Origin of the sequence: Streptomyces sp. NPDC005728 (assembly GCF_040630895.1) — a bacterium.
GTDB lineage: Bacteria > Actinomycetota > Actinomycetes > Streptomycetales > Streptomycetaceae > Streptomyces.
In genome coordinates this window covers 1-25995 of record NZ_JBEXYL010000067.1, presented here as the reverse complement: position 1 = coordinate 25995, position 25995 = coordinate 1, and the positions used below count along the sequence as shown (strand labels likewise).

Genomic DNA, 25995 nt, shown 5'->3' with positions numbered 1-25995 from the left:
CTGGGTTCCCTGCTCTCCTTGTTGGGCCCGAAGTTTCACTTGGGGGGGATGGGGACTCCCCCCTGTAAGAGGTGAATCCTCTGCACGGCCCAACCAGGGCCGTAGGTACGTTCTTCTTGAGTTGCTGCTAGCTCGCCATGCGGCGGGCGGCGTCGTCCAGCCGGTCCGCGAGGGAGCCGTTGATGACTTCGTCACCGACCTGCACCCGGATCCCGCCGATCACATCGGGGTCCACGTCCAGGTTGAGGTGCATCCGACGGCCGTAGAGCTTCGCCAGGGCGTCACCCAGGCGCTGCTTCTGCGGGTCGCTCAGCGGCACCGCCGAGGTGACGGTCGCCACCAGACGGTCCCGACGCTCGGCGGCGAGCTTGGACAGGGACTCCAGTCCCGCTTCCAGGCTACGTCCACGCGGCGCGGTCACGAGGCGCGTCACCAGGCGCTCGGTGGCGGGCTTGGCCCGGCCGCCGAGGAGCTGGTGCAGCAGCTCGACCTTCGCGGAAGCCTTCGCGGCCCGGTCGGTCAGCGCAGCACGCAGTTCGGTGTTCGAGGAGACGATCCGGCCGAACCGGAACAGCTCGTCCTCGACGTCGTCGAGTGTGCCCGTCTTCTGCGCGGCGGTGAGGTCGGCGATGTCCGCCAGCTCCTCCAGCGCGTCGACCAGGTCACGGGGCTGCGACCAGCGGGAACGGGCCAGTCCGGACACCAGGTCGGCGGTCGGGCCGCTGACCTGGCCGCCGATCAGGCGCTGGACCAGCTCGGCCTTGGCCTCGCCGGGCTTCGCCGGGTCGGTGAGGACCCGGCGCAGGCCGACCTCACGGTCGAGCAGCGCGGTGACGGCCGCCAGCTCGTCGGCGAGCTGCACGGCGTCCACGGACGTGGAGTCCGTCAGCGCGTCGAGGCGCTCGCGTGCGGCCGCCAGGGCCTCGCGGCTCGCTCCGTTCATCGCGTGGCCTCGGCCTTCTCCTCGAGCTCGTCGAGGAAGCGGTCGATGACACGGCTCTGGCGGGCGTGGTCCTCGAGGGACTCGCCGACGAGCTTGCCGGCCAGTTCGGTGGCGAGCTTGCCGACGTCCTGACGCAGCGCGGACGCGGCGACCTTGCGGTCGGCGTCGATCTGCGTGTGGCCGGCGGCGACGATCTCCTCGCGCTGTCGCTGGCCCTCGGCACGCATCTCGGCGATGAGCGTGGCACCCTGCTCCTGCGCCTCCTGACGCAGGCGCGCGGCCTCGTGCCGGGCTTCGGCGAGCTGGGCCTTGTACTGCTCAAGGACGCTCTGGGCCTCGACCTTCATGGCGTCGGCCTCTTCGATACCGCCTTCGATCGCCGCTCGGCGCTCCTCCAGAACCTTGTTGATGTTCGGAAGCAGCTTCTTCCAGAAGAAGAAGAACACGATGGCGAAGGCGATGGTGCCGACGAGCAGCTCGGGACCGGCCGGGATGAGCGGGTTCTGCTCAGTCTCCTCGGCCGCCAGCTGTGCCAGGTTGGCGATCACATCAGTGCCTTTCGTCGATACGTGTCGGTAGGAAGTCTTACTTCACACCGAACACGAACGGCATGACGATGCCGATGAGGGCGAGCGCCTCACAGAAGGCGAAGCCGAGGATCTGGTTGGCACGGATCAGGCCGGCGGCCTCGGGCTGGCGGGCGAGGGCCTGGGTGCCGTTGCCGAAGATGATGCCGACGCCGATGCCGGGGCCGATAGCCGAGAGGCCGTAACCGACGGAACCGATGGAACCGGAGACAGCGGCGAGGGTCTCAGTGGCAGCCATGCTGAATCTTCCTTCTCTTTACGGACCGGTGGGGGTTGGCCACCGGACGACCGGGGGGGTGTGGGAGGGGCTCAGTGGTGCTCGGCGAGAGCGCCCTGAATGTACGAGCAGGCCAGCAGTACGAAGACGTACGCCTGGACGGCCTGGACGAAAAGCTCGAACAGGATCATGGCCATGGTCATCACGAAGGAGATACCGGCGGCCGGGATCATCCAGCTGTTCAGCAGGTACCAGGAGGCGACGGTGAACATCACCAGCATCAGGTGACCGGCGAACATGTTGGCGAAGAGTCGCACCGCGTGCGTGAACGGGCGGACCAGCAGGTTCGAGAAGAACTCGATGAGCATGACGAGCGGGAGAACCGCGCCGAGCGACTTGTCGTAGCCCGTGACGTTCTTGAAGAACCCGACGAAGCCGTGGCGCTTGAAGGTCAGCCCGACCCAGAGGACCCAGATCATCGCGGCCAGAACCACCGGGAAGGCGAAGACCGAGGCGATCGGGAACTGCGCCAGCGGGATCACGGACCAGATGTTCATGATCCAGACGAAGAAGAAGAGGGAGACCATGAGCGGCACCCACTTCTCGCCCTCGCGCTTGCCGAGGGTCTCGTACACGATGCCGCGGCGCACGAAGTCGTAGCCGGCCTCGCCGACCATCTGGAGCTTGCCCGGGACGACCTTGGCCTTGCCGAACGCCGCCCAGAAGAACGCGACGACGAGCACGGAGGTGACGAGCGCGAGCAGCATCACCTTGTTGAACTCGAACCCGCCGACCGTGGCGAGCGGCTTGAACAGGAACGAGTGCAGGCCCGGAGCCGGGAAGCCGCACCCGTTGTCGGACATGATCCGACAACTCCAGTCAAAGGCGAGCTGGGTCTGGTCAGCACTCACCGCGGGCTCCTTCGGCGTGACGCATGGGTACGGCAACCTCGTTGTGTCGGCGCGGCACACGGCCGCGGATCGGCACCGGACTGGTGTTATTTACGGATGTGGGGGCGGCTGAGGGGCATCGAGCCTCGCGATTGAGCAGGCGTCAGCTCAGATGCCCGCGCCCGCGATGCCGCAGTTGGCACCGGACGATAGCAGGAGATCTCACAGGCCTTTATCCCGCCCCTACCCCTCACGACGACGGCCCCGTCTTCTCGTGCTTCTCACTCTTCGCGGAGTCGGGGTCGACGTAGAAGATCTTGGCCTTCATGTGGGCGCGCGCCTGCGCGGCCATCCACACGACGGTCGTGACGACCAGCGACACGGCGAACGTCTTTGCGTTGAAGAGGGAGGTGCCCTTGAAGACGGCGACGAAGATCAGGAGGAGCAGCAGCTGGGCCATGTAGAGCATCAGCCCCATGGCCTGGAACAGCTGCGGGAGCGTTTTTGCCGTCCACTGCAGCACGTAGAGACCGATTCCCATGAACAGGATGGCCAGCGCCGTACCGATGGCCGCGCCGAGCGCGCCCTCGCCTCCCGCGACCGCGGCGCTCACGGCGACGGCGATCACGCCGGCGGCCGCTGAGGGCACAGCGATCTGCAGAAGGTTCCGGGCGTCATTGGACGGCATGGCGGCAACTCCGCTTTCACAGGGGGGCAGGTGTCGTCATGGACGAGCGTAGTCCCGGACTGAGTGATCGAGACCTCACACCAAGGGACCGTCGCACTACGGTCCTTCGGTTCTATCCGGGGTTCTCGTGAACCGTATCACAAACTATTTGATGAGGTCTTTACCTGCTAGGTGTGCTTGCTGTCACACATGAGAGTGACAGTGCCCGTCTGTGCAAAAACCGCGCCTACTTGTCTGGTATTGGGGAAGTTTGCTCCCCCACGAGTTGGCAATGCTCTAGTCAGATTCTTACCTTGCGGCCCTTACCGAGACGCGAACGGGGGCCAATGGCAGTTGCCCCGTTGACGCCTGTGGCACCGGCGACGACAGGAGTCCGCTCCTCGGTCTCCGACGGCTCGGGCACAGCGGTCTCGACGGCCCCGGCTGTGGCCTCGGGGGTCCGCCGGCGCCTGCGGTACCGCGGCGGCACGAACCGCTCCGCCCAGACCGGGGCGCGCGGGGTGAAGCGCGGGAGCAGCAGCAGGACCAGGCCCACCGCGCTGAGGAAGACCACGCCCAGCACGATCCACATCGACGCGGAGTTCACCGAGTACGCCAGCGCACCGAAACCGATCAGCGCCGACCAGAAGTACATGATCAGCACGGCCCGGCTGTGCGAGTGACCGATCTCCAGCAGACGGTGGTGCAGGTGCCCGCGGTCCGCGGCGAACGGGGACTGGCCGCGCCAGGTCCGGCGGACGATGGCCAGCACCAGGTCGGCGGCCGGTACGGCGATGATCGTCAGCGGGAGCAGCAGCGGGATGTACACCGGGACCGTCTGGTGGACCGCCGCCTTCTCCGAACCCGTGAAGAGGGCCAGGGCGTCCGGGTCCACCTGGCCGGTGATGGAGATCGCGCCGGCCGCCAGCACCAGTCCGATCAGCATCGAGCCCGAGTCGCCCATGAAGATCCGCGCCGGGTGCATGTTGTGCGGCAGGAAGCCCAGGCACATGCCCATCAGGATGGCGGCGAACAGGGTCGCGGGGGCGGCGGCCTCGATGCCGTACGAGTACCAGATTCGGTACGAGTACAGGAAGAACGCGGCGGCCGCGATGCACACCATGCCCGCCGCGAGGCCGTCCAGGCCGTCCACGAAGTTCACCGCGTTGATCGTGATGACGACCAGCGCCACCGTCAGCAGCGTGCCCTGCCACTGGGTCAGTGCCACGTTGCCGACGCCCGGGACGGGCAGCCACAGGATCGTCAGACCCTGCATGACCATGACGCCCGCGGCGATCATCTGGCCGCCCAGCTTGATCAGCGCGTCGATCTCGAACTTGTCGTCCAGGACACCGATCAGCCAGATCAGGGCTGCCCCGGAGAGCAGCGCCCGCGGCTCGTTCGACTTGGCGAAGACCTCGTTGAGGTTGGTGAGGTGGTCCGCGACCAGCAGGCCCGCGCACAGGCCGAAGAACATCGCGATCCCGCCGAGGCGCGGAGTGGGCTCCCGGTGCACGTCACGGGCCCGGATCTCCGGCATGGCTCCCGCCACGATCGCGAACTTCCGCACCGGCCCTGTCAGCAGATACGTCACCGCGGCCGTGATGCAGAGCGTCAGCAGGTATTCACGCACAGGCTTCCCCACAGGTCTCGCTGGCCATCACAGCCCCACACCCTAGCGACGGACGCATGTGGATGAGGACTTCCGGGTAGCGACGATGGTTGCACGCGTGGCTGTGCACGACGGTCACACCGGGGTGTACGGACGTGCGCCTACCCCCGCTCAGCCGGGATACGGCGGAAATCTACCGGTCAGATTTCGCACCTCCTCACGCGCCCCGGCCGGTTCCGCTTCGCCCCGCAGCACGGCCGCCAGCAGCGCGGCGATCCTGACCATCTCCGGCTCCCCCATCCCCTGCGTGGTCACCGCGGCCGTCCCCAGCCGTAGCCCGCGGCCGTCGCCGTACGGCAGCGCGCAGCAGTCCAGGACGATCCCGGCGGCGGCGAGCCGGCCGCGCGCGGTGCGCCCGTCCACGCCGAGCGGGGCCGGGTCGGCGGTGATCAGGTGGGTGTCGGTGCCGCCGGTGGTGACCACGAGCCCCTCGGCGGCCAGGTGGCCCGCCAGAACCCGCGCATTGGCGACCACCTGATGGACGTACACGCCGAACGCGGGAGTTGCCGCCTCTCCGAACGCGACGGCCTTGGCGGCGATGGTGTGCATCTGCGCCCCTCCCTGGGTGAAGGGGAAGACCGCCCGGTCGACCCGCTCGGCCAGCTCGCCGCCGCACAGGATCATCCCGCCGCGCGGGCCGCGCAGCACCTTGTGGGTGGTGGCGCACACGATGTCGGCGTACGGCACCGGGCTGGGCGCCGCTCCCCCGGCGACCAGGCCGATCGGGTGCGCCGCGTCCGCGATCAGATACGCGCCCACCTCGTCGGCGACCTCGCGGAAGAAGGCGTAGTCGAGGTGGCGGGGATAGGCGATCGAGCCGCACACGATGGCCTTGGGCCGGTGGTTGCGGGCCAGGTGGCGGACCTGGTCGTGGTCGACGAGCCCGCTCTCGGCGTCGAGCCGGTAGCCGACGAAGTCGAACCAGCGGCCGGAGAAGTTCGCGGGCGAGCCGTGGGTGAGATGGCCGCCGTAGGGCAGCCCGAGGGCGAGGACGGTGTCGCCGGGGCGCAGCAGGGCGGCATAGGCGGCCAGGACGGCCGAAGATCCCGAGTGGGACTGGACGTTGGCGTGTTCGGCCCCGAAGAGCGCCCTGGCCCGCTCGACCGCCAGGCGCTCGGCCACGTCGACCAGTTCGCAGCCGCCGTGATGGCGGGCGCCGGGGTAGCCCTCGGCGTACTTGTTGGCGAGCGCCGAGCCGAGGGCCTGGAGCACCGCGGGAGAGGTGAAGTTCTCGGCGGCGATCAGCTGGAGCGTCGTCGACTGCCGCTCCAGCTCCCCCTGCAGGATCTCGGCCAGCTCCGGGTCCTGCCGTCGCAGGACATCGGTCTCGAGCGCGGGTGTGACCGACATGACGTGCTCCGGGCGGTCGACGGTGACGTAGGTCCAATGTAGGCCCGGGGCGGGTGGGGTGCTCGGCGGTCAGGTCCTTGTGGGTACGCCGGTGAGCGCCGTCACCACCGGATCCAGCGCGTCGTGTATCTCGTCCCCGATCGACCGGAAGAACGGCAGCGGCGCACCGTACGGGTCGTACACCTCGTCCGCGTCGGCGGTGGGTGCCAGCAGCCACCCGCGCAGCGCCGCGGCCGCCCGGACCAGTGCGCGCGCACGCGCGACCACACCGTCCTCCAGCGGCGGCAGAGTGGCCGGATCTATCGCACGGACCAGGCGGGTGAACTCCTTCAGCGTGAACGTCCGCAGCCCCGCCGAATGCCCCATCGAGATCACCTGTGCCCGGTGGTCGCGCGTGGCCGTCAGCACCAGGTCGGCCATGATCACGTGCTCGTCGAGCAGCTCCCTGCCGACGAAGCCGGAGGCGTCCGCGCCGAACTCGGCGAGCACGGCCTCCGCGTTCGCCTCCATCGGCGCGCCCTCGTGGCCCCAGGTGCCCGCGCTCTCCACGATCAGCCCGCCGCCGAGCACGCCGAGCCGCTCCGCCACGAAATGGCGGGTCAGCCGCTCGGTGATCGGCGAGCGGCACACGTTGCCGGTGCTGACGTGGAGGATGCGGAAGGTGTCTCGCGGCAACCCGAACGTCGTGGTCTGCTCCGCCTCACGTTCCCTGTTGCCTATACCACGCCCCGCCTCAGGGGCCGTCAATTCGCCACCTCGAGGTCGGGTACGACCTTGCGCAGTTCGTCCGGGGAGATCGCGCCCTCGCGCAGCAGCACCGGCACCGCGCCGGAGACGTCCACGATGGACGAGGGCACGATGCCGGGTGTGGGGCCGCCGTCGAGGTAGACGGAGACGGAGTCGCCGAGCATCTCCTGGGCGGCGTCGCAGTCCTCCGGCGATGGGTGGCCGGTGAGGTTCGCGGACGACACGGCCATGGGGCCGACCTCGGTGAGCAGCTCGATGGCGACCGGGTGCAGCGGCATGCGGACGGCGACCGTGCCGCGGGTGTCGCCGAGGTCCCACTGCAGGGACGGCTGGTGCCTGGCGACCAGCGTCAGGGCGCCCGGCCAGAACGCGTCGACCAGTTCCCAGGCCAGCTCGGAGAAGTCCGTGACAAGGCCGTGCAGGGTGTTCGGGGAGCCGATGAGGACGGGGGTGGGCATGTTGCGGCCCCGGCCCTTGGCGGCGAGCAGGTCGGCGACGGCCTCCGAGGAGAACGCGTCGGCGCCGATGCCGTACACCGTGTCGGTCGGCAGCACCACCAGCTCGCCCCGGCGGACGGCGGACGCGGCTTCGCGCAGACCCGTCACGCGGTCGGTCGCGTCGTTGGTGTCGTATCGCCGTGCCATGTCTAGCGGGCCTCCTCGTACACGTACTGCGGGCTGGGAGTCGTCGGGGCGGTCACGGCAGCGCCTTGCGGGCGGTCGCGAACCGGGGGCGGTTGTTGAGGTCCGGGTGATCGGCCGCGTCGGCCCAGCCCCGCTCCTCGGTGAAGATCCACGGCACCTGGCCGCCCTGGGTGTCGGCGTGCTCGATGACGACGACGCCGCCGGGACGCAGCAGCCGGTGCGCGGTGCGCTCGATGCCCCGGATCAGGTCGAGGCCGTCCTCGCCGGAGAACAACGCCAGCTCCGGGTCATAGTCACGGGCCTCCGGGGCGACGTACTCCCATTCGGTGAGCGGGATGTACGGCGGGTTGGAGATGACCAGGTCGACCTGTCCGTCGAGGTCCGGGAAGGCGGTCAGGGCGTCGCCCTGGCGCAGGTCGACCCTGGAGCCCGCCACGTTCTTGCGGGTCCACACCAGGGCGTCCTCGGACAGCTCCACGGCGTGCACACGGGAGCGCGGGACCTCCTGGGCGAGGGCCAGCGCGATGGCGCCCGAACCGGTGCACAGATCGACGATGCAGGGCTCGACGACGTCCATGGCGCGTACGGCGTCTATGGCCCAGCCGACCACGGACTCGGTCTCCGGACGGGGCACGAAGACGCCTGGGCCCACCTGGAGTTCCAGATACCGGAAGTAGGCCCGCCCGGTGATGTGCTGCAGCGGCTCGCGCTGCTCACGCCGGGCGATGACCTCCCAGTAGCGGGCGTCGAAGTCGGAGTCCTTCACGGAGTGCAGCGCTCCCCGCTTCACGCCGTGCACGAACGCGGCGAGCTCCTCCGCGTCGTTGCGCGGCGAGGGCACGCCGGCGTCGGCCAGCCGCTGGGTGGCCTGGGCCACCTCCGCGAGCAGCAGGTTCACGCAAGTCCTCCGTGGTAGCTCGTACGTGCCTTTTACGCGGCCGCCAGCTTCGCCGCCGAGTCGGCGTCGACACAGGCCTGGATCACCGCGTCGAGGTCGCCGTCCAGGACCTGGTCCAGGTTGTACGCCTTGAAGCCGACCCGGTGGTCCGAGAGGCGGTTCTCCGGGAAGTTGTAGGTGCGGATCTTCTCGGAGCGGTCGACGGTGCGGACCTGGCTGCGGCGGGCGTCGGCGGCCTCCCGCTCGGCCTCCTCCTGCGCCGCCGCGAGCAGCCTGGAGCGCAGGATACGCATCGCCTGCTCCTTGTTCTGGAGCTGGCTCTTCTCGTTCTGGCAGGAGGCGACGACTCCGGTCGGGATGTGCGTGATGCGCACGGCGGAGTCGGTGGTGTTGACGGACTGGCCGCCGGGGCCCGAGGACCGGTAGACGTCGATGCGCAGATCGTTGGGGTTGATCTCCACGTCCACCTCCTCGGCCTCGGGAGTGACCAGGACACCGGCCGCGGAGGTGTGGATACGGCCCTGGGACTCGGTGGCCGGCACACGCTGCACGCGGTGCACGCCGCCCTCGTACTTCATCCGGGCCCACACGCCCTGGCCGGGCTCGGTGGCACCCTGGCCGCCCTTGGTCTTCACCGCGACCTGGACGTCCTTGTAGCCACCCAGCTCGGACTCGGTGGCGTCGATGATCTCGGTCTTCCAGCCGATGCGCTCGGCGTAGCGCAGGTACATGCGCAGCAGGTCACCGGCGAACAGCGCGGACTCGTCACCGCCGGCGCCGGCCTTGATCTCCAGAATGACGTCCTTGTCGTCACTCGGGTCGCGCGGGACCAGCAGGAGGCGCAGCTTCTCGGTCAGCTGCTCGCGCTGCTTGTCCAGCTCCTTGACCTCGGCCGCGAAGTCGGGGTCATCCGCGGCGAGCTCGCGCGCGGTCTCCATGTCGTCGCCGGTCTGCTTCCAGGAGCGGTACGTGGCGACGATCGGGGTCAGCTCGGCGTAGCGCTTGTTCAGCTTGCGCGCGTTCGCCTGGTCGGCGTGGACCGACGGATCGGCGAGCTTCGTCTCCAGGTCGGCGTGCTCGGCGACGAGTTCCTCGACGGCCTCGAACATCTTGGGCTCCTGTACTGCTGGGAAGGGGGAAGGCGGGCGACCAAAAACGCCGGTCCCGGGCACGCCCCGGCGGGGCGCGACCGTGGACCGGCGAAATGGGGCTCGCTACTTCTTGGAGCCGGCAGCAGCCTTGCCGAAGCGGGCCTCGAAGCGGGCCACACGGCCACCGGTGTCGAGGATCTTCTGCTTGCCCGTGTAGAACGGGTGGCACTCGGAGCAGACCTCGGCCCGGATGGTGCCGGACGCGATGGTGCTACGGGTGGTGAACGACGCGCCGCAGGTGCAGCTGACCTGCGTCTCGACGTACTCGGGGTGGATGTCGCGCTTCAAGGTGTCTCCTAGATTTCGGGAGGGCGCCGGGTCGCTGCCGCGGGATGCGAAAGCGTGAACCGGAGCCGACGTACCAGTCTGCCAGGACTGGCGCCATCCCCCAAAACCGGGGGTACAGGCGATCTATTCCCCACCGCTCACGAGGCGCTGACGACACCCTTGGCTTCGCCCGTCGCCGTTCCCCTGGTGGCCGACGCGGGGATCGGGCGGTCGTTCTTCAGGGCATCCCAGACCTGCTGCGCCTTGGACTTCTGCACCAGGACCCGGTTGAGGTCGGCCGGGTCGTACTGGACCGGCATCGTGACCATCTTCATGTGGGACGAGCCGATGCCCTTGAGGCCGTTCGCGAAGTCCGCAAGGCGTTTCACCGAGCCGAGGTCGGAGTCGGTGGTGACGGCCTTGGTCGCGGTGTCGGCGAGGTCGTACAGCTTCCTGGGGCTGCTGAAGACGCCGACGTCCTTGACCTGGTCGATCAGCGCCTTGATGAAGGCCTGCTGGAGCTGGATGCGGCCGAGGTCGGAGCCGTCGCCGACGCCGTGCCGGGTGCGGACCAGGCCGAGCGACTGCTCACCGTCGAGGGTGTGGGTGCCCGCCTTGAGCTTCAGGTGGCTCTGCGGGTCGTCGATGTTCTTGGTCGTGGTGACCGGGACCCCGCCGAGGTCGTCGATGAGCTTCTGGAAGCCCGCGAAGTCGACCTCCAGGTAGTGGTCCATGCGGATCCCGGTGAGGGACTCGACGGTCTTGACGGTGCAGGCGGCGCCGCCGGTGGAGTACGCCTCGTTGAACATCACGCCGGAGGCGGCCGGATGCGCGGTGCCCTGGGTGTCGGTGCACTTGGGGCGTTCGATGAGGGTGTCACGCGGGATGGAGACCACGCTGGCCTTCTTGTGGCCCTCGTAGACGTGGACGATCATCGCCGTGTCGGAGCGGGCGCTGCCGTCGTCGGTGCCGCCGCCGAGCTTCTTGTTGGTGCCGGAGCGCGAGTCCGAGCCGAGGACCAGGATGTTCTCGGAGCCGTTGTCGACCTTCTGCGGGCGGTCGGCGCCGAGTGCCTGGTTGATGTCGACGCTCTTGATGTTGCCGTTGAGCTTGAAGTAGACGTACCCGACGCCGGTGCCCCCCAGCACCACCACGCCCGCGGCCGTCCAGGCCGTGACGAGCAGGGCCTTGCGGCGGCTGCTGCGGGCCTTGCGGCGGCGGCCCTTGCCACCGCGGCGGGGGCCGGTCTCGCCCGGCTCCGGTATGGCGGGCTCCGGCGTGCTCTCGGCGGACACGTCACTCCTAGGTCTCGTCCGGTGGGTACCCCCTGCGTTCAGGGTCGGGTGCGGTTGTCACTGCACCATCGTCGCTCTGCCTGGTCAGACGGAGAAACTCGGGAAAGGGTTGCACAACGCACCGTGCCCATCGCGTACAGCGATGGGCACGGTGCGTAGCCGCTTCAAACGGGATGAACCCCGCTCACCTGCGTTTTCAGCCGAACAGGTCGTACGCCTGGAAACCGGTGCCGACCGAGACACGTGTGGCAAAGATCTCGCTGGTCGCCTTCCCGGTGCCCTTGTACAGGTAGAGCGTGCCGCCGGGGGTGCGGGCCAGGAAGTCGGCCTTGCCGTCCCCGCTCACGTCGCCGACCGCGTCGAAGGCGTTGTAGCCGGTCCAGGCGCTGCGCACCTTGATCCGGGCCGAGAACGCGCCGGAGCCGGAGTTCCCGGTCCCCTTGTACAGGTACAGGTCCCCGGTGCTGCTCCTGCGGGCGAGCAGGTCGGTCTTGCCGTCGCCGGTGAAGTCGCCGTGGCCCTGCACCACGTTGTACTGACCCCAGCCGGTGCCGACCTGCACGCGCGTGCCGAAGGTGCCGTTGCCCTTACCCGGGTAGATCCAGAGGGTGCCGCCGGAGTCCACGGACAGCACGTCGGGCAGGTAGTCGCCGGTGACGTCGCCCGGGGTGATGATCCGGGTGCGGGTCTTCCAGTCGGAGAAGACCTTCGTCGTGGTCCAGGTGCCCTGGGTGCGGTCGCTGTTGAGCACGACGTGGTCCCAGTACACGTCACCGGTGGAGCTGGTCCGATAGACCATGTCCTGGTAGCCGTCCCGGTTCAGGTCGGTCTGGAGGACCAGGTTGGCGCCGCTCCAGTCGCCGAGGGAGACCCGGGCGGCGAGCGACGTGCCGTTGGAGTCCTTCTCGTAGCCGGTCTTCGTGGAGGAGGACCGCACGAAGAGGTCGGCCCTGCCGTCGGGCTTGCCGTTGAGGAGGCTCAGGTTGCTGTCGTCGATCTGCGGGTAGACCGCGCCGACGTACGTGGAGACCTTGCTGAAGACGCTGTAGGCGCCCTTCTTCACACAGTCCAAAACGCCCCAGGACACCACGCCCGCGATCCGGCCGTTCACCACGAGCGGCCCGCCGGAGTCACCGTTGCAGGCGGAGGTCGTACCGGAGTCGCTGCCGCTGGCAGGGTTGCCCGCGCACACCATGTGGCCCTTGACGTACCCGCTGCCGTAGTAGCCCGAGCAGGTGTTGTCGGACCGGATCGGCAGCGTGGCCGTCTTCAGCGTGCCGGAGATGTCGTCGCTGGTGGAGCTGGTGCGGCCCCAGCCGTAGAGCTGGGCGCCGCTGCTCGTGTAGGAGGCGGTGTCGCCGGACGTGACCATCCGGATCGGCGTGGCCTTGACCGGGACGGCCAGCGTGAGCACGGCGATGTCGTTGTCGATCTTCGCCGGGCTGTACGACGGGTTGTTCCACTGGCGCAGCACACCCGTGGCCTGGCCGCCCTGCAGGTCGGTGCCGGTGGCCAGCTGGTCGGTGCCGGTGACGACCGTACCGTGGGCCTTCCAGTCGTAGGCCTTGTTGTCCTTGTCCCTGAGGCAGTGTGCGGCGGTGAGGATCTTCGTCGGTGAGACGACCGACCCTCCGCAGAAGAACCCGAGGTCGTCGCCGGTGGCGCTGGTGCCCTTGCCGTCGAAGTACCAGAGCTGGGCCATCCAGGGCGCCGTCGAGATGGTGGTCTGCTTGCCTCCGATGATCATCGGCGACACGGTGGACGGGCTGCCGGCCTTCGCCGTCGCCGGCGCGTCGGTGCCGGAGGCCCCCGCGATGCGCTGCAGCAGGGTGGCCTGGGACGGCTGGCCGACGACGGGCTCGCCGGCCGGCTTCGGCAGCGGGGTGGCCGCACCCGCGGACGTCGTCATCAGCGCGGCGGTCACGGCGCCGACGACACCGACAGCGGCAAGGGGCAGGGCAAGGCGTATACGACGTCTGTGCCGCCCGGACAGGGGCGTGGGCAAGGGAGTGCTCCCAGGGAGAGGTGAGACGGGAGGGGCGCATGCTGCGCTCCCGTACCTCTCAGCGCCGAAAGGCCGCCCCCCGTCACTGGTGACAGGGGGCGGCCTTTCTTACCCAGTACCTACCGGCTAGTCGCCGTTCCCGGGCGTCGGCGTCGTCTTCTGAATCTGCATCAGGAACTCCGCGTTCGACTTCGTCTGCTTCATCTTGTCGAGGAGCAGCTCGACCGCCTGCTGCTGGTCGAGGGCGTGCAGCACCCGACGCAGCTTCCAGACGATGGCGAGCTCGTCGCTGGCGAGCAGAATCTCTTCCTTACGGGTACCGGACGCGTCGACGTCCACCGCCGGGAAGATGCGCTTGTCGGCGAGCTTGCGGTCGAGCTTGAGCTCGGCGTTGCCCGTGCCCTTGAACTCCTCGAAGATCACCTCGTCCATGCGGGACCCGGTGTCCACCAGCGCGGTGGCGAGGATGGTCAGCGAGCCGCCGTCCTCGATGTTGCGGGCCGCACCGAAGAAGCGCTTCGGCGGGTACAGGGCGGTCGAGTCGACACCACCGGACAGGATGCGGCCGGAGGCCGGCGCGGCCAGGTTGTACGCACGGCCCAGACGCGTGATCGAGTCGAGCAGCACGACGACGTCGTGGCCCAGCTCCACCAGACGCTTGGCGCGCTCGATCGCCAGCTCGGCGACCGTGGTGTGGTCCTCGGCCGGACGGTCGAAGGTCGAGGAGATGACCTCGCCCTTGACCGACCGCTGCATGTCGGTGACCTCTTCCGGACGCTCGTCGACGAGGACGACCATCAGGTGGCACTCGGGGTTGTTGTGGGTGATCGCGTTGGCGATCGCCTGCATGATCATGGTCTTGCCGGTCTTCGGCGGGGCCACGATCAGACCGCGCTGGCCCTTACCGATCGGCGACACGAGGTCGATGATGCGGGTGGTCAGCACGCCCGGGTCCGTCTCCAGGCGAAGGCGGTCCTGCGGGTAGAGCGGGGTCAGCTTGTTGAACTCCGGGCGGCCACGGCCGTGTTCGGGCGCCATGCCGTTGACGGAGTCGAGGCGGACCAGCGCGTTGAACTTCTCGCGGCGCTCGCCCTCCTTCGGCTGGCGGACCGCACCGGTGACGTGGTCACCCTTGCGCAGGCCGTTCTTGCGGACCTGGGCGAGGGAGACGTACACGTCGTTCGGGCCCGGCAGGTAGCCGGAGGTCCGGATGAAGGCGTAGTTGTCGAGGATGTCCAGGATGCCCGCGACGGGGATCAGGACGTCGTCCTCGGCCAGCTGCGGCTCGGCCGCGCCCATCTCGTCACGGCCACGACGGCCACGGCGGTCGCGGTAGCGGCCGCGACGGCCACGGCGGCCGCCCTCGAAGTCGTCGTCGTCCTGCGGCTGCTGCCGGTCCTGGCGGCCGCCGCCCGGCTGGCCCTGCGGCTGACGCTGCTGGCCGCCCTGCTGCTCGTCGCCCTTGCCACGGCGGTCACGGTCGCGGTCACGGTCGCGGCCGCGCTCGCGGCGGTCCCGACGACCACGGCCCTCGCCGTCACCGGCGTCGCCCTTGGCCTCGCCCTGCTGCGCGGGCGTCTCTGCCTTGGGCTCGCTCTTCGCCTCGGCGGCGACGGTCTCGGCGCTGCTCGCGGCCGGGCTGCCTGCGTCGGCGGTGGCGCGGCGGCGACGGCGCTCGGTCGGGGCGTCGTCGCTGGCCGGCTGGCCGGGGATCTCGATCTGCTGCTGAGCCACGGCCTTCTCGGCGGGGGCCTCGGACTTGGCCTCGGCCTTCTTCTCGGCGGCAGCCTCGCCCGTACGGGCCTTCGAGGTGGCCCGGCGCTTGGGCTTGGTCTCGGTGGCGTCCCCGGCGGGGGAGGTTGCAGCCTTGGGAGCCGCGCCCCCGCCGGCCTGGGCCTCCTTGATGACCTCGATCAGCTGGCTCTTGCGCATGCGCGCGGTGCCCCTGATGCCGAGGCCCGAGGCGACCTGCTGCAGCTCGGCCAGCACCATGCCCTCGAGGCCGGTACCGCGGCGCCGCCGGGAGCCGGCACCGGTGGCAGGCGCGGAGGCGTCCGTGGCGGGCGCGGCAGCGGTCTCCTCGACACGTGCGCCCATCAGATCGGTGGTGTCGCTCACGAAGGGTCCTTCCCTGGAGCGGACGTCGGCCTGTCTGGCTCGGCGACCGGTTGTGCTGTCCGACTACGGTCCTGTCTCTGTGAACCGTGCCGGGGCGGTGGTCCGCCAAAGCGGCGGAAGAGATTTCTGGTGACGGCGCTTCCGCGAGCTGTGGCACCCAGTGTCACGTGGCGTGGTAGCACCGATTCCGGAGCGTGCCCGGCGTCCCGCTCAATGCCCGCATACGACGTACTGCCCAGGTACGGCGCACGGAACACGGAGTGACTTGGGAGGCTCCCGGAAGAATGTCTGTCCCGGACGGGGACACGAAGCACCTCGCCATGGTGGGGTCGGGTGCAGACTTGAGATTAACACTACCGGATCCAACAAACATTCCCCCTCTCCAAATCCGGCAACCGCGTGTCAGGGCGCAAGCGGCAGCACGCTCGCTCCCTGGGCGTCCAGACTCAGCCGGTTGGCGGCCCATTCCGCGCCGGCCAGGGCCTCCACCTTGTCGGCGGTCTCGGCGTCGGCCAGGGCCATGACGGTGGGCCCGGCGCCCGAGATGACCGCCGGGATCCCGTCGGCCCGCAGCCGCTCCACCAGCGCGGCGCTCTCCGGCATGGCCGGGGCGCGGTACTCCTGGTGGAGGCGGTCCTCGGTGGCGGGCAGCAGCAGCTCGGGGCGCCTGGTGAGGGCCTCGACGAGCAGGGCGGCGCGGCCCGCGTTGGCGGCGGCGTCGACGTGCGGCACGGTGCGCGGGAGCAGGCCGCGCGCGGTCTCGGTCAGGACCGGCTTGCCGGGCACGAAAACCACCGGAACGATGGAATCACTGGGCTCCATCCTGATCGCACGGGCGGCGCCGGCCTCCATCCAGGACAGGGTGAAGCCGCCGAGCAGACAGGCCGCCACGTTGTCCGGGTGACCCTCGATCTCGGTGGCCAGTTCCAGCAGCGCGGCGTCGTCGAGCCGGGCCTCGCCGCCTATGGTCACCGCGCGGGCGGCCACGATGCCGGCACAGATGGCGGCGGAGGAGGAGCCCAGCCCGCGGCCGTGCGGAATGCGGTTGGCGCAGACGATCTCCAGGCCGCGGGGCTGTCCGCCCAGCAGATCGAAGGCGGTGCGCAGGGAGCGTGCGAGAAGGTGGCGCTCGTCTCGCGGCAGGGTCTCGCTGCCCTCACCCGCGATGTCGATGTGCAGCCCGGAGTCGGCCACCCGGACGACGACGTCGTCGTAGAGCCCCAGCGCGAGGCCCAGGGCATCGAAGCCCGGCCCGAGGTTGGCGCTGGTGGCAGGAACGCGCACCCGGACGGCGGCGGCGCGGAAGGCTGGACCGGCCATCGCTCGAAGACTCTCCTTGAGCTGCGTGACTGTCGCATGACATCCGATGGACTCGAATGCCATGCGGCGGAATCGATGGACATTCGATGGCGTACGAAGACCCGTCGGGTCGCGGAGACGGCGCGGCCCGATGCCCACACGCAGGGGCATATGCGGTAGGCGGGTTCAGTACAGCCTATCGAAGGAAGGTTCTGTGGCGACATAGGGCGCACAGGAGGCGCACGATGCGTGTCGTAAGCCCCCCGTGCACCCTGCCTCGGGTTGCCCCTGGTCAGACCGGTGCACGGACCATGCTCGGACCGGCGCTCAGGCCAGGCCGAGGCGCGCTGCCGCGGTGACCGCGTCGACCGGGACGGTGACCGGCTGCGGGGCGCCGGCGACGGCCCAGTCGGGGTCCTTCAGACCGTTGCCGGTGACGGTGCAGACGATGCGCTGACCCGGATCGACCTTGCCCTGCTCGGCCGCCTTGAGCAGACCGGCCACGGAGGCGGCGGAGGCGGGCTCCACGAAGACGCCCTCCTGTGCGGCCAACAGCCGGTAGGCGCGCAGGATTTCACGGTCCGTCACCTCGTCGATGGCACCGCCGGACTCGTCCCGCGCGGCAAGGGCGTACTGCCACGAGGCGGGGTTGCCGATGCGGATCGCGGTGGCGATGGTCGAGGGGTCCTTGACGACCTCGCCGCGCACGATCGGGGCACTGCCGGAGGCCTGGAACCCCCACATGCGAGGGGTCTTGGTGGCGATGCCGTCGGCGGCGTACTCCCGGTAGCCCTTCCAGTAGGCGGTGATGTTGCCCGCGTTGCCGACCGGGAGGACATGGATGTCCGGCGCGTCGCCGAGCATGTCCACGATCTCGAAGGCGGCCGTCTTCTGGCCCTCGATGCGCACCGGGTTGACCGAATTGACCAGCGCCACCGGGTAGTTGTCGCTCAGCGCGCGGGCCAGCGTCAGGCAGTCGTCGAAGTTGCCGTCGACCTGGAGGATCTTCGCGCCGTGCACCAGGGCCTGGCCCATCTTGCCGAGCGCGATCTTGCCCTGCGGCACGAGCACGGCGGAGACCATGCCCGCACGGACGGCGTAGGCGGCGGCGGAGGCGGAGGTGTTGCCGGTGGAGGCACAGATCACGGCCTTCGCCCCCTCCTCCTTGGCCTTGGAGATGGCCATGGTCATGCCACGGTCCTTGAAGGAGCCGGTGGGGTTGGCCCCCTCCACCTTCAGGTGGACCTCACAGCCCGTGCGCTCGGAGAGCACCTGCGCGGGCACGAGGGGCGTGCCGCCCTCGCGGAGCGTCACGACCGGCGTGGTGTCGGAGACCGGCAGCCTGTCCCGGTACTCCTCGATGATTCCGCGCCACTGGTGAGTCATTGCTGGTTACTCTCCTTCAACCCGCATGATGCTGGCGACACCCCGCACGGTGTCGAGCTTGCGCAGCGCCTCGACGGTCCCGGTGAGGGAGGCGTCGGACGCGCGGTGGGTGACGACGACGAGGGAGGCCTCGCCGTCCTTCCCCTGCTGCCGAACCGTATCGATCGACACCCCGTGCTCGGCGAACACGGTCGCAACCTGGGCGAGTACACCCGGTTTGTCCGCGACGTCGAGGCTGATGTGGTAGCGGGTGACGACCTCGCCCATGGGCGAGACAGGCAGGGCGGCGTACGCCGACTCACCGGGCCCCGTTGCGCCGTTGAGCCGGTTGCGGCAGACGGCGACGAGGTCGCCGAGCACGGCGGAGGCGGTCGGGGAACCGCCGGCGCCGGGGCCGTAGAACATGAGCTGGCCGGCCGCGTCCGACTCCACGAAGACGGCGTTGTACGCGCCGCGCACGGAGGCGAGCGGATGGCTCAGCGGAATCATGGCGGGGTGCACACGCGCGGTGACGGACGCCCCGTCCTTCGCGCGCTCGCAGATGGCGAGCAGCTTGATGGTGCAGCCCATCTCCTTGGCCGAGCGGAAGTCGGCCGCGGTGACCTCGGTCATCCCCTCGCGGTAGACGTCGTCCAGGCGCACCCGCGTGTGGAAGGCGATACCGGCGAGGATGGCGGCCTTGGCGGCCGCGTCGAACCCCTCGACATCGGCGGTCGGGTCGGCTTCCGCGTACCCCAGGGCGGTGGCCTCGTCGAGGGCCTCCTGATACCCGGCCCCCGTGTTGTCCATCTTGTCGAGGATGAAGTTGGTGGTCCCGTTGACGATCCCGAGCACCCGGTTGACCTTGTCGCCGGCGAGGGACTCGCGAAGCGGTCGGATCAGCGGGATGGCACCGGCGACGGCGGCCTCGTAGTAGAGGTCCTTGCCGTGCTCCTCGGCGGCGGCGTGCAGGGCGGCCCCGTCCTGGGCGAGCAGCGCCTTGTTGGCCGAGACGACGGAGGCGCCGTGTTCGAACGCGGTGGTGATGAGGGTCCGGGCGGGCTCGATCCCGCCGATGACCTCCACCACGACGTCGATGTCGCCGCGTTTGACGAGGGCGGTGGCGTCGGTGGTGACGAGTTCCTGCGGAATACCCTCGCGGACCTTGGAGGGCCGCCGTACCGCGACCCCCGCCAGCTCCACCGGGGCCCCGATCCGGGCGGCGAGGTCGTCGGCGTGCGTCGTCATGATGCGCGCCACCTCTGAGCCGACCACTCCACAGCCCAGCAGCGCCACCTTCAGCGGACGCGTACGCATCATCCGACCTCGTTTCCTCATACCGTCTACGGTTGGACCAGTCTCACTCACCGGACGGGGGTTTCTACCCTTCGTCCGGATCGTGAGACGTCTATTTCATTTCGCTGGGACGGAAAGACCGAAAATTCTCCGGCATCCCCAGCCCGGTTTTCCAGCTGTTTCTCAGCCGACGTCGAGACGCAGGAGGTCGTCCTCCGTCTCGCGCCGGACGATGACCCGCGCCTCGCCGTCCTTCACTGCGACGACGGGCGGCCGGAGCACGTGGTTGTAGTTGCTGGCCATCGACCGGCAGTAGGCACCGGTCGCGGGTACGGCCACGAGGTCACCCGGTGCCAGGTCGGAGGGCAGGAACGCGTCCTTGACCACGATGTCCCCGCTCTCGCAGTGCTTGCCGACGACACGGGCGAGCATCGGCTCGGCGTCACTGGTACGCGAGACGAGGGCGACGCTGTACTCGGCGTCGTACAGCGCGGTGCGGATGTTGTCGGACATGCCGCCGTCGACGGATACGTACGTCCGCAGCCCGTCGAGCGGCTTGACGGTGCCGATCTCGTACAGCGTGAACGCGGTGGGACCGACGATGGCGCGCCCCGGCTCGACGGAGATCCGCGGAGTCCGCAGCCGGGCGCTCTCGCACTCGCGCGTGACGATCTCGGTGAGCGCCTTGGCGATCTCGTGCGGCTCGCGCGGGTCGTCGTCGCTCGTGTAGGCGATGCCGAGCCCGCCGCCGAGGTCGATCTCGGGCAGTTCGATCCCGTGCTCGTCCCGGATGTCCTTCAGCAGCCCGACGACCCGATGGGCGGCGACCTCGAACCCGGACATGTCGAAGATCTGCGACCCGATGTGGCTGTGAATTCCGATCAGTTCGAGCCCGTCGAGCTGGAGGGCCCGCCGTACGGCCTCGGCGGCCTGCCCGCCGGCGAGCGGAATCCCGAACTTCTGGTCCTCGTGCGCGGTGGCGATGAATTCATGAGTGTGCGCCTCGACCCCGACCGTGATCCGGATCTGGACCTTCTGCCGCTTGCCGAGGGACTGCGCGATGTGCGCGACGCGCACGATCTCCTGGAAGGAGTCGAGGACGATCCGCCCGACGCCGGCCTCGATGGCCCGGGTGATCTCCTGGACGGACTTGTTGTTTCCGTGGAAGGCGATCCGCTCGGCGGGCATGCCGGCGGAGAGAGCGGTGGCCAGCTCCCCGCCGGAACACACGTCCAGATTGAGCCCTTCCTCGTGCAGCCAGCGCACGACGGCACGCGACAGGAAGGCCTTGCCCGCGTAGAAGACGTCGGCGTCGGTGCCGAAGGCGGTACGCCAGGCGCGGGCCCGGGCGCGGAAGTCGGCCTCGTCGAGGATGTAGGCGGGCGTCCCGAACTCCTCGGCGAGCCGGGTCGCGGGAATCCCGCCGACCGTGAGGACACCCTCCTCGTTCCGGCTGACGGTCTGGGCCCACACCTTGGGGTCGAGGGCGTTCAGGTCGGTCGGCGGTGCGGAGTAGTGCCCCTCGGGCAGGACGTCGGCGTGGCGGGGCCCGGCGGGATGGGCGGAACGGCTCATGACGTGGACTCTCAGACTCTCTGTCTCTCTCCGGGGCGCATACGGGCGTCCGTGGGCCCTCAGAGATGTTCGGGTGCGTCGATGCCGAGCAGGGACAGGCCACCGGCCAGCACCGTCCCGGCGGCTTCGGCGAGCGCGAGCCGGGCGCGGTGGGCGGCCGAGGGTTTCTCCTCGCCGCGCGGCAGCACGGTGGGCAGAAAGGGCAGGACGGCATCGGCGACGGTGACGAGATGCCGGGCAAGCCGGTCCGGGGCGCGATGGGTGGCGGCCGCGGTGAGGATGCGGGGGTGGTCGGCGAGGGCGGTGACGATGTCGTGAGCGTCGCGGGTGTCGAGGGCGTCGCGGGCCTCCACGGGCCCGGTCTCGGCTCCGAACCCGAGGCGACCGGCGTTACGGCAGACGGCCCGGACACGGGCGTGCGCATACCGCACCCGGAACAACGGATTGCCCTCCCGCTGCACGAGGTGATCGGCGGTGATCCGGGGCCGGTCGTGCGGCGCGGGATGGAGCAGGGCCCACTGGGCGGCGTCGGCCCCGAGCGGCGCGGGATCCTCCGGCGCCGGAACGGGCCGCAGATTCACGGGTTCACCGTGCTCGACCTCACCGCGCCCGCCCTGGGTCGCGATGATCCGCACCACGGCATCGGCGACGACCTCGGCCCGGACCTCGTAAGGAATCCGCAGGACGACGACCTTCCCCGCCAGGGCATCGCTGTGCCCGTAGGCGCCGCCACGCGCACGGATCTCCCGTACGACGGCGACGGCAAGGCCGGCCTGATCTCCCAAACTGATGTTGAGGAACCCGGGCCCGGTGACGACGACGTCCCGGATCCCCTCGGCACGGAGGAGACGGCCACGCAGAATCTCGGCAACCTGCAGCGCCGGCTTCCCGGCCCCGCGGGCGAGCTGGAGCGCGACATTGGTCGCGAAGTCCCCACACCCCCCGCCCCCCGGCTCGGTCACCACGACCCGCTCCGGCACGGTCACGCTCAGCTCCCCCTGATCGACAGCACGACGCACCGCGTCCAACACGGTGCGGGAGAGCTCGACGGGGGTCACGGGACAAGCGTAGGGGAGGTGGGGGGTGGGTATGCGAGGTGGTTTGTGTGGGGGGTGGGGGTGGCTGCAGGTGTGGAGGGGCCGCAACCCCGTTCGGCTACCGCCGAGGGAGGGGCGAGGGATCCGTTCTGCTACCCGCCGTAGGAGACCCCGTCGGTCACCTCATCCGGAACGCCACCTTCCTCGCCATCTTCATCCGCATCTCCATCCCCTTCCCCCTCACCTTCCTCTCGCTCCCCGCCCCCGCTCCCCGGCCTCCGCTCGATCAGGTGCTTGACGAGCTGGACGAGTTCCGCGGGTTCGAAGGGCTTGGCGAGGAAGGCGTCGACGCCGACGCCAAGGCCGGCCTCCACCTCGTACTGGGTGCACGCGCTGATGATGGCGAGGGGAAGGTCGTGCGTCCGCGGATCGGCCCGAAGCCGAGCGGCGGTCCGGAGCCCGTCCAGCCGGGGCATGACGACATCGAGTGTCACGACATCGGGCCGCACCTGATGCACCACATCCAGACACTCGGCACCATCGGCCGCGGTCACCACCTCAAGCCCCTCCAGCTCAAGGTTGACCCTGATCAGCTGCCGGATGACCTTGTTGTCGTCCACAACAAGCACCCGACCCGACGCGCCTGGCACAACTCGAGAGTAGGTCCGGACCGGCCACCGCGTCCGGGCTTTCCCCACTTCCAACCCCTGCGAGGGACCCACCCCACGCCCCCTGTCGACCAGCCCCACCCTCGCCGGTGAACCCACCCCGGCACACCCCGGGAAACCCGTTCCTGATCACCCCGAAAGACCTGCTAGGGTTCTACCCGTCGCCGCAAGTAAAAAGTTCAGCGCCCGACACGCCCCCGTAGCTCAGGGGATAGAGCAACGGCCTCCGGAGCCGTGTGCGCAGGTTCGAATCCTGCCGGGGGCACCCAGCATGAGGTGCCCAAAGACCCCGTCACCAGCAGTAACGCTGAGGTCGGGGTCTTGGTGTATGTGCAGCCGTATGCCGCTCGTAGCCGCCGTATGTCGGGGTCCGTGGACGAGCTGTGGACGGGATCTTGGAGCGTTCCCGCAGGTGAGTCCCTAGAGTCGAGCAAAGCTGCTCCTCACTCTCGTCACCCCGGTCTCGGACCTTGTGCGGGCCGAGTGCATGAGCATGACTGGAGGCTGTCGTGCCGTCTTCAGTCGCCGCCCGCGGACACACGAATGGACGAGTTGGGGGATCTCGTGGATGTGACCACGCTTGCCGTCGCGCTCATCGGCGTCGGAGGAACGCTGAGCGGGACTCTGGGTGGAGCAGTGCTCAGCCAGCGCGCCAACCGGGAGCAAAACGAGCGTGCCGATCGTGACCGGGAGCAGGAACGCCATGAGCAAGCGCAGCAGGCCAAGCGCGATCTTTATGCCCATCTGAACTCCACGGCTCGCGCCTACCGAATCGCTGCCCGAGATGCCGTCCACGCGGCCGAGCGCGGTGAAGGCGTCGATCCCGCAGTCCTCGACGCCGCCAAGGAGGCCTGGGCCGACCAGTACTCCCAGGCGCAGATGGCTCTCGCGAAGGATGTCCTGCACGTGGCCTCGACGCTCAACGGGACGCTCCAAGTCGGCTACTCAGTCGTCAGACAGCTGCCGAGCAGCCCAAACCTCGATGAGGCGTATCAGCGCGCGAAGGCATGGTTCAACGGCCCGCTGTCCGATGGCGTGTACCTACTGCGGGTCGTTCTGCGTCATGACCTCGGCGTCGAGGTCGACCCTCACTTCGAGCAGACCCGTACGCAGATGCTCGCCGCGCTCAGCAGCGAGCGGCACCGCCTTGAGCGTGTACTCGCCGCAGAACGAGCCCAGGCTGCTGGATCCAATTGACGGGAGCGGAAACGATGAGGCTCCAGGACAAGATGCCAGGGGCCTCGGACACAGGCAGGCTGCATCAGTCGTACTCATGCAGCAGGTCCTCGATGCGCCGGTTGGCGACGTCCTGCCGTCCATCGAGACACTTCGCATAGCGGGTAAGAAGTACCTCAACACTGTTGCCGGCACGCTCGGCCACCTCGGTGGGGTCGACGCCCGCGTTGAGCCACGTCGACAACGCCGAGTGCCGAAGGTCGTACGGGCGGCTCGCGAGCGGCGAGGCCGCGACGGCCGGCGGCAGCGCGAGGAACCGAGATTCTTGCCACACGCGGTAGTACGTCGAGGACGGGACGACGGAACCCTTCTCACTGAAGAAGAGCCGCCCGTCGTCAGCCGTGCCGAAGGTGGCGAGGTGCTCGCGGAGCACGGCGACGAGGTGGGGCGGGATAGGTACTCGCCTGACATCCTCGGTCGGTCGGTTCTTCAGCCCGCGGTCGTCGTGAGTCTCCCCCGAGTCAGTCCACTGCTTTCCGACCGACGGGCGAGTCCGGTGGAGCAGGGCCGAGCCCCAGCCCTGCTTGGGAAGGACCAGGTCCGTCTCGACGAGACCGACCGCTTCTGCCGGCCGGAGACCGCCGAAGTACATGGCGGCGAAAAGACCCACGAGGCGACGGCCGCGGGCTCGCCGGTAGCCGCCCACATAGGAGACAGCCGCGAGGAGACTGCGTGCCTGCTCGGGGTTGGCAACCACGCGCGGATCTATCTGATTGGACACCTTGGGCTTCTGCCAGCGAACGGCCGTGATCGGTTTCTCCCGCAGCTCCCCCAGGTCCACCGCGTAATTGGCAGCGTTGACGAGTGTCCGCCTCTTTCGCCGCACGGTCTCAGCGGCTGCTGCAGTGCCGTCGAGCCTGAGCTTCAGCGCGTCGAGCACGGCACGAGCCGTCGCAGGTTCAGCAAGATCCGCGAGCGGGCGAGAGGCCTTGGAAAGCCAATGCAGAACATTCTGGACGTCGTGCGGGACTTCCCGGTCGTTCGGCCCTGGCAGCACGAAGGCCCAATTACGCAGTGCTTTGCGGAGCTCCTCATCGGACGGCCGTCCCGAGCGCTCCACGAGCAGTTCCATGGTCACGCTTGTAAGGGATTCGTTGATGCCATCTCGCGTATTGGGGGCAGCGTGAGGCCACTTCATTGCGAGGTACCTGAGGGCAAAGTCGTACCACGAGACAGGCGACTTCTTCTGTTCCATCGAGACCGGCAGACCAGACTCAGTGTCGAACCCTTCCCCATCCCGCATAGCCCGCATGAGCTTCGCACGGTAGTGATCAGCAAGCGCCTTGGTGCGGAAGGAGTCAGAGAAGACGTTGCCCGCCACCGACCAGCGGACCCCGTACGATGGCGTTTTAGTGTCTCTCTTGCGTACGCCCCAGACCTTGACGTCCAGAGACTTCACGCAGCCACCCTCTCTCGGGCGTTCAGCCAGGCGTTGAAGTCACTGCGCCACACCCTCAACTCCCCGTTGGGCAGCTTGAAAGCCTGTGGCGCCTGCCCCAACTCCCGCCACCGGTAGAAGGTGCGCCGCGAAATACCTTTGAGTTCGGTACAGACCTCCCGCACAGTCATCATCTCGTCTTTCACGTCAGCGCTCCTTCCTGGGTGAGTTGGTCTTGCAGGGCACGGGGGGACTGTAAGACGTCGTTTGACAGTCCCTGGCCGGGGTAGTGGTACGCGACGACGGCCGCCTTTTGGCGATCCGCCGTGCCGACAACGGAACTTGGGAACTGCCCGGCGGTGTACTCGAAATCGAGGAGACCCCGGAGGCCGGCGTCGCCCGCGAGGTCCTGGAGGAGACCGGCATCCACGTCGAGGTGGACGAACTCACCGGGGTCTACAAGAACACGACCAGAGGCATCGTGGCCCTGGTCTTCCGCTGCAAGCCTGCCGGCGGGACCGAGCGCACTTCGAGCGAGTCGACGGCCGTCGACTGGCTCAGCCCCGAAGAGGTCAGCGAGCGCATGTCCGAGGTCGGGTCTGCTGCAGGTTTGGGTGACAGGTTTGATCACGCGGCCTGGAGAGCCGGTGTGGTCATGACGGTTTCGTATTCGACGGGGGTCAGTCGGCC

The 25995-nt window shown here is 69.0% G+C and carries 25 protein-coding genes and 1 tRNA gene; 3 read left to right on the top strand and 23 right to left on the bottom strand.

The genetic code is table 11. The annotated features are described in order from the left end of the window. Positions 1-127: 127 nt before the first annotated feature. From ABZ471_RS33650 to ABZ471_RS33550, 21 genes are all read right to left on the bottom strand, one after another. Positions 128-943, bottom strand: a complete 816-nt coding sequence (locus ABZ471_RS33650) for a F0F1 ATP synthase subunit delta (RefSeq protein ID WP_359071820.1) — start codon at positions 941-943, stop codon at positions 128-130. Further along, positions 940-1491, bottom strand: coding sequence for a F0F1 ATP synthase subunit B (locus tag ABZ471_RS33645; RefSeq protein WP_359071818.1), 552 nt, complete (start codon positions 1489-1491; stop codon positions 940-942). Before ABZ471_RS33645 ends, ABZ471_RS33650 begins: the two co-directional genes overlap by 4 nt. A 37-nt stretch (positions 1492-1528) precedes the next feature. Then, the gene (locus ABZ471_RS33640; RefSeq protein ID WP_003992984.1) at positions 1529-1768 is read right to left on the bottom strand and encodes an ATP synthase subunit C; all 240 of its coding nucleotides are present in this window, start codon (positions 1766-1768) and stop codon (positions 1529-1531) included. A gap of 71 nt (positions 1769-1839) precedes the next feature. Then, the gene (gene atpB / locus ABZ471_RS33635; RefSeq protein WP_359071817.1) at positions 1840-2610 is read right to left on the bottom strand and encodes a F0F1 ATP synthase subunit A; all 771 of its coding nucleotides are present in this window, start codon (positions 2608-2610) and stop codon (positions 1840-1842) included. Positions 2611-2887: 277 nt separating this feature from the next. Continuing rightward, a complete protein-coding gene (locus ABZ471_RS33630) occupies positions 2888-3325 on the bottom strand; it encodes a hypothetical protein (protein WP_359071815.1) in 438 nt (145 codons plus the stop codon). Between the two features lie 280 nt (positions 3326-3605). After that, positions 3606-4937 (bottom strand): MraY family glycosyltransferase, encoded by a 1332-nt coding sequence (locus tag ABZ471_RS33625; protein ID WP_359071814.1) that lies wholly within the window; start codon positions 4935-4937, stop codon positions 3606-3608. Positions 4938-5087: 150 nt separating this feature from the next. Beyond that, complete coding sequence (gene glyA, locus ABZ471_RS33620) at positions 5088-6326, bottom strand: serine hydroxymethyltransferase (protein WP_359071812.1); 1239 nt, start codon at positions 6324-6326, stop codon at positions 5088-5090. Between the two features lie 69 nt (positions 6327-6395). Next, positions 6396-7073 (bottom strand): protein-tyrosine-phosphatase, encoded by a 678-nt coding sequence (locus tag ABZ471_RS33615; protein ID WP_359071811.1) that lies wholly within the window; start codon positions 7071-7073, stop codon positions 6396-6398. Then, on the bottom strand, positions 7070-7717 hold the full coding sequence (locus tag ABZ471_RS33610; protein ID WP_359071809.1) for an L-threonylcarbamoyladenylate synthase: 648 nt from the start codon (positions 7715-7717) through the stop codon (positions 7070-7072). The genes ABZ471_RS33615 and ABZ471_RS33610 overlap by 4 nt, the downstream gene beginning before the upstream one ends. Positions 7718-7769: 52 nt before the next feature. Continuing rightward, a complete protein-coding gene (prmC, locus tag ABZ471_RS33605) occupies positions 7770-8615 on the bottom strand; it encodes a peptide chain release factor N(5)-glutamine methyltransferase (protein WP_359071807.1) in 846 nt (281 codons plus the stop codon). Positions 8616-8647: 32 nt separating this feature from the next. Then, positions 8648-9724 carry a peptide chain release factor 1 gene (gene prfA, locus ABZ471_RS33600; RefSeq protein ID WP_359071806.1) on the bottom strand — a complete coding sequence of 359 codons (1077 nt, stop codon included), beginning with the start codon at positions 9722-9724 and terminating at the stop codon, positions 8648-8650. A gap of 105 nt (positions 9725-9829) precedes the next feature. Continuing rightward, positions 9830-10054: a 50S ribosomal protein L31 gene (gene rpmE / locus ABZ471_RS33595; protein ID WP_030944953.1), complete on the bottom strand. Its 225-nt coding sequence runs from the start codon at positions 10052-10054 to the stop codon at positions 9830-9832. 137 nt (positions 10055-10191) lie between these two features. Beyond that, on the bottom strand, positions 10192-11328 hold the full coding sequence (locus tag ABZ471_RS33590) for an LCP family protein (RefSeq protein ID WP_359071805.1): 1137 nt from the start codon (positions 11326-11328) through the stop codon (positions 10192-10194). A 196-nt stretch (positions 11329-11524) separates the two neighbouring features. Then, complete coding sequence (locus ABZ471_RS33585; protein WP_359071864.1) at positions 11525-13237, bottom strand: trypsin-like serine protease; 1713 nt, start codon at positions 13235-13237, stop codon at positions 11525-11527. 222 nt (positions 13238-13459) lie between these two features. Beyond that, on the bottom strand, positions 13460-15451 hold the full coding sequence (gene rho, locus ABZ471_RS33580) for a transcription termination factor Rho (protein ID WP_359071804.1): 1992 nt from the start codon (positions 15449-15451) through the stop codon (positions 13460-13462). 402 nt (positions 15452-15853) lie between these two features. After that, positions 15854-16771 (bottom strand): homoserine kinase, encoded by a 918-nt coding sequence (gene thrB, locus ABZ471_RS33575; RefSeq protein WP_359071802.1) that lies wholly within the window; start codon positions 16769-16771, stop codon positions 15854-15856. Positions 16772-17077: 306 nt separating this feature from the next. Next, positions 17078-18136, bottom strand: coding sequence for a threonine synthase (gene thrC, locus ABZ471_RS33570; protein ID WP_359071801.1), 1059 nt, complete (start codon positions 18134-18136; stop codon positions 17078-17080). A gap of 6 nt (positions 18137-18142) precedes the next feature. Then, complete coding sequence (locus tag ABZ471_RS33565; RefSeq protein WP_359071799.1) at positions 18143-19435, bottom strand: homoserine dehydrogenase; 1293 nt, start codon at positions 19433-19435, stop codon at positions 18143-18145. A gap of 159 nt (positions 19436-19594) precedes the next feature. Next, complete coding sequence (lysA, locus tag ABZ471_RS33560) at positions 19595-20986, bottom strand: diaminopimelate decarboxylase (protein ID WP_359071797.1); 1392 nt, start codon at positions 20984-20986, stop codon at positions 19595-19597. Between the two features lie 59 nt (positions 20987-21045). Then, positions 21046-22044 carry an ArgS-related anticodon-binding protein NrtL gene (gene nrtL / locus ABZ471_RS33555; protein ID WP_359071796.1) on the bottom strand — a complete coding sequence of 333 codons (999 nt, stop codon included), beginning with the start codon at positions 22042-22044 and terminating at the stop codon, positions 21046-21048. A gap of 131 nt (positions 22045-22175) precedes the next feature. Further along, positions 22176-22673, bottom strand: a complete 498-nt coding sequence (locus ABZ471_RS33550; RefSeq protein WP_359071795.1) for a response regulator — start codon at positions 22671-22673, stop codon at positions 22176-22178. Between the two features lie 211 nt (positions 22674-22884). Between ABZ471_RS33550 and ABZ471_RS33545 the strand changes: the two genes are divergently transcribed. Both ABZ471_RS33545 and ABZ471_RS33540 read left to right on the top strand, forming a co-directional pair. Beyond that, positions 22885-22956: transfer RNA gene (locus tag ABZ471_RS33545), tRNA-Arg, on the top strand. Positions 22957-23234: 278 nt separating this feature from the next. Then, a complete protein-coding gene (locus ABZ471_RS33540) occupies positions 23235-23888 on the top strand; it encodes a hypothetical protein (protein ID WP_359071794.1) in 654 nt (217 codons plus the stop codon). A 64-nt stretch (positions 23889-23952) separates the two neighbouring features. Here ABZ471_RS33540 and ABZ471_RS33535 read toward each other — a convergent pair whose 3' ends face one another. After that, complete coding sequence (locus ABZ471_RS33535; RefSeq protein ID WP_359071792.1) at positions 23953-25326, bottom strand: site-specific integrase; 1374 nt, start codon at positions 25324-25326, stop codon at positions 23953-23955. Further along, a complete protein-coding gene (locus ABZ471_RS33530; protein ID WP_359071862.1) occupies positions 25323-25496 on the bottom strand; it encodes a helix-turn-helix domain-containing protein in 174 nt (57 codons plus the stop codon). Before ABZ471_RS33530 ends, ABZ471_RS33535 begins: the two co-directional genes overlap by 4 nt. Before the next feature lie 98 nt (positions 25497-25594). Between ABZ471_RS33530 and ABZ471_RS33525 the strand changes: the two genes are divergently transcribed. Continuing rightward, positions 25595-25995, top strand: a 401-nt coding sequence (locus ABZ471_RS33525) for an NUDIX domain-containing protein (RefSeq protein ID WP_359071790.1), incomplete at its 3' end; no start/stop codon positions are given.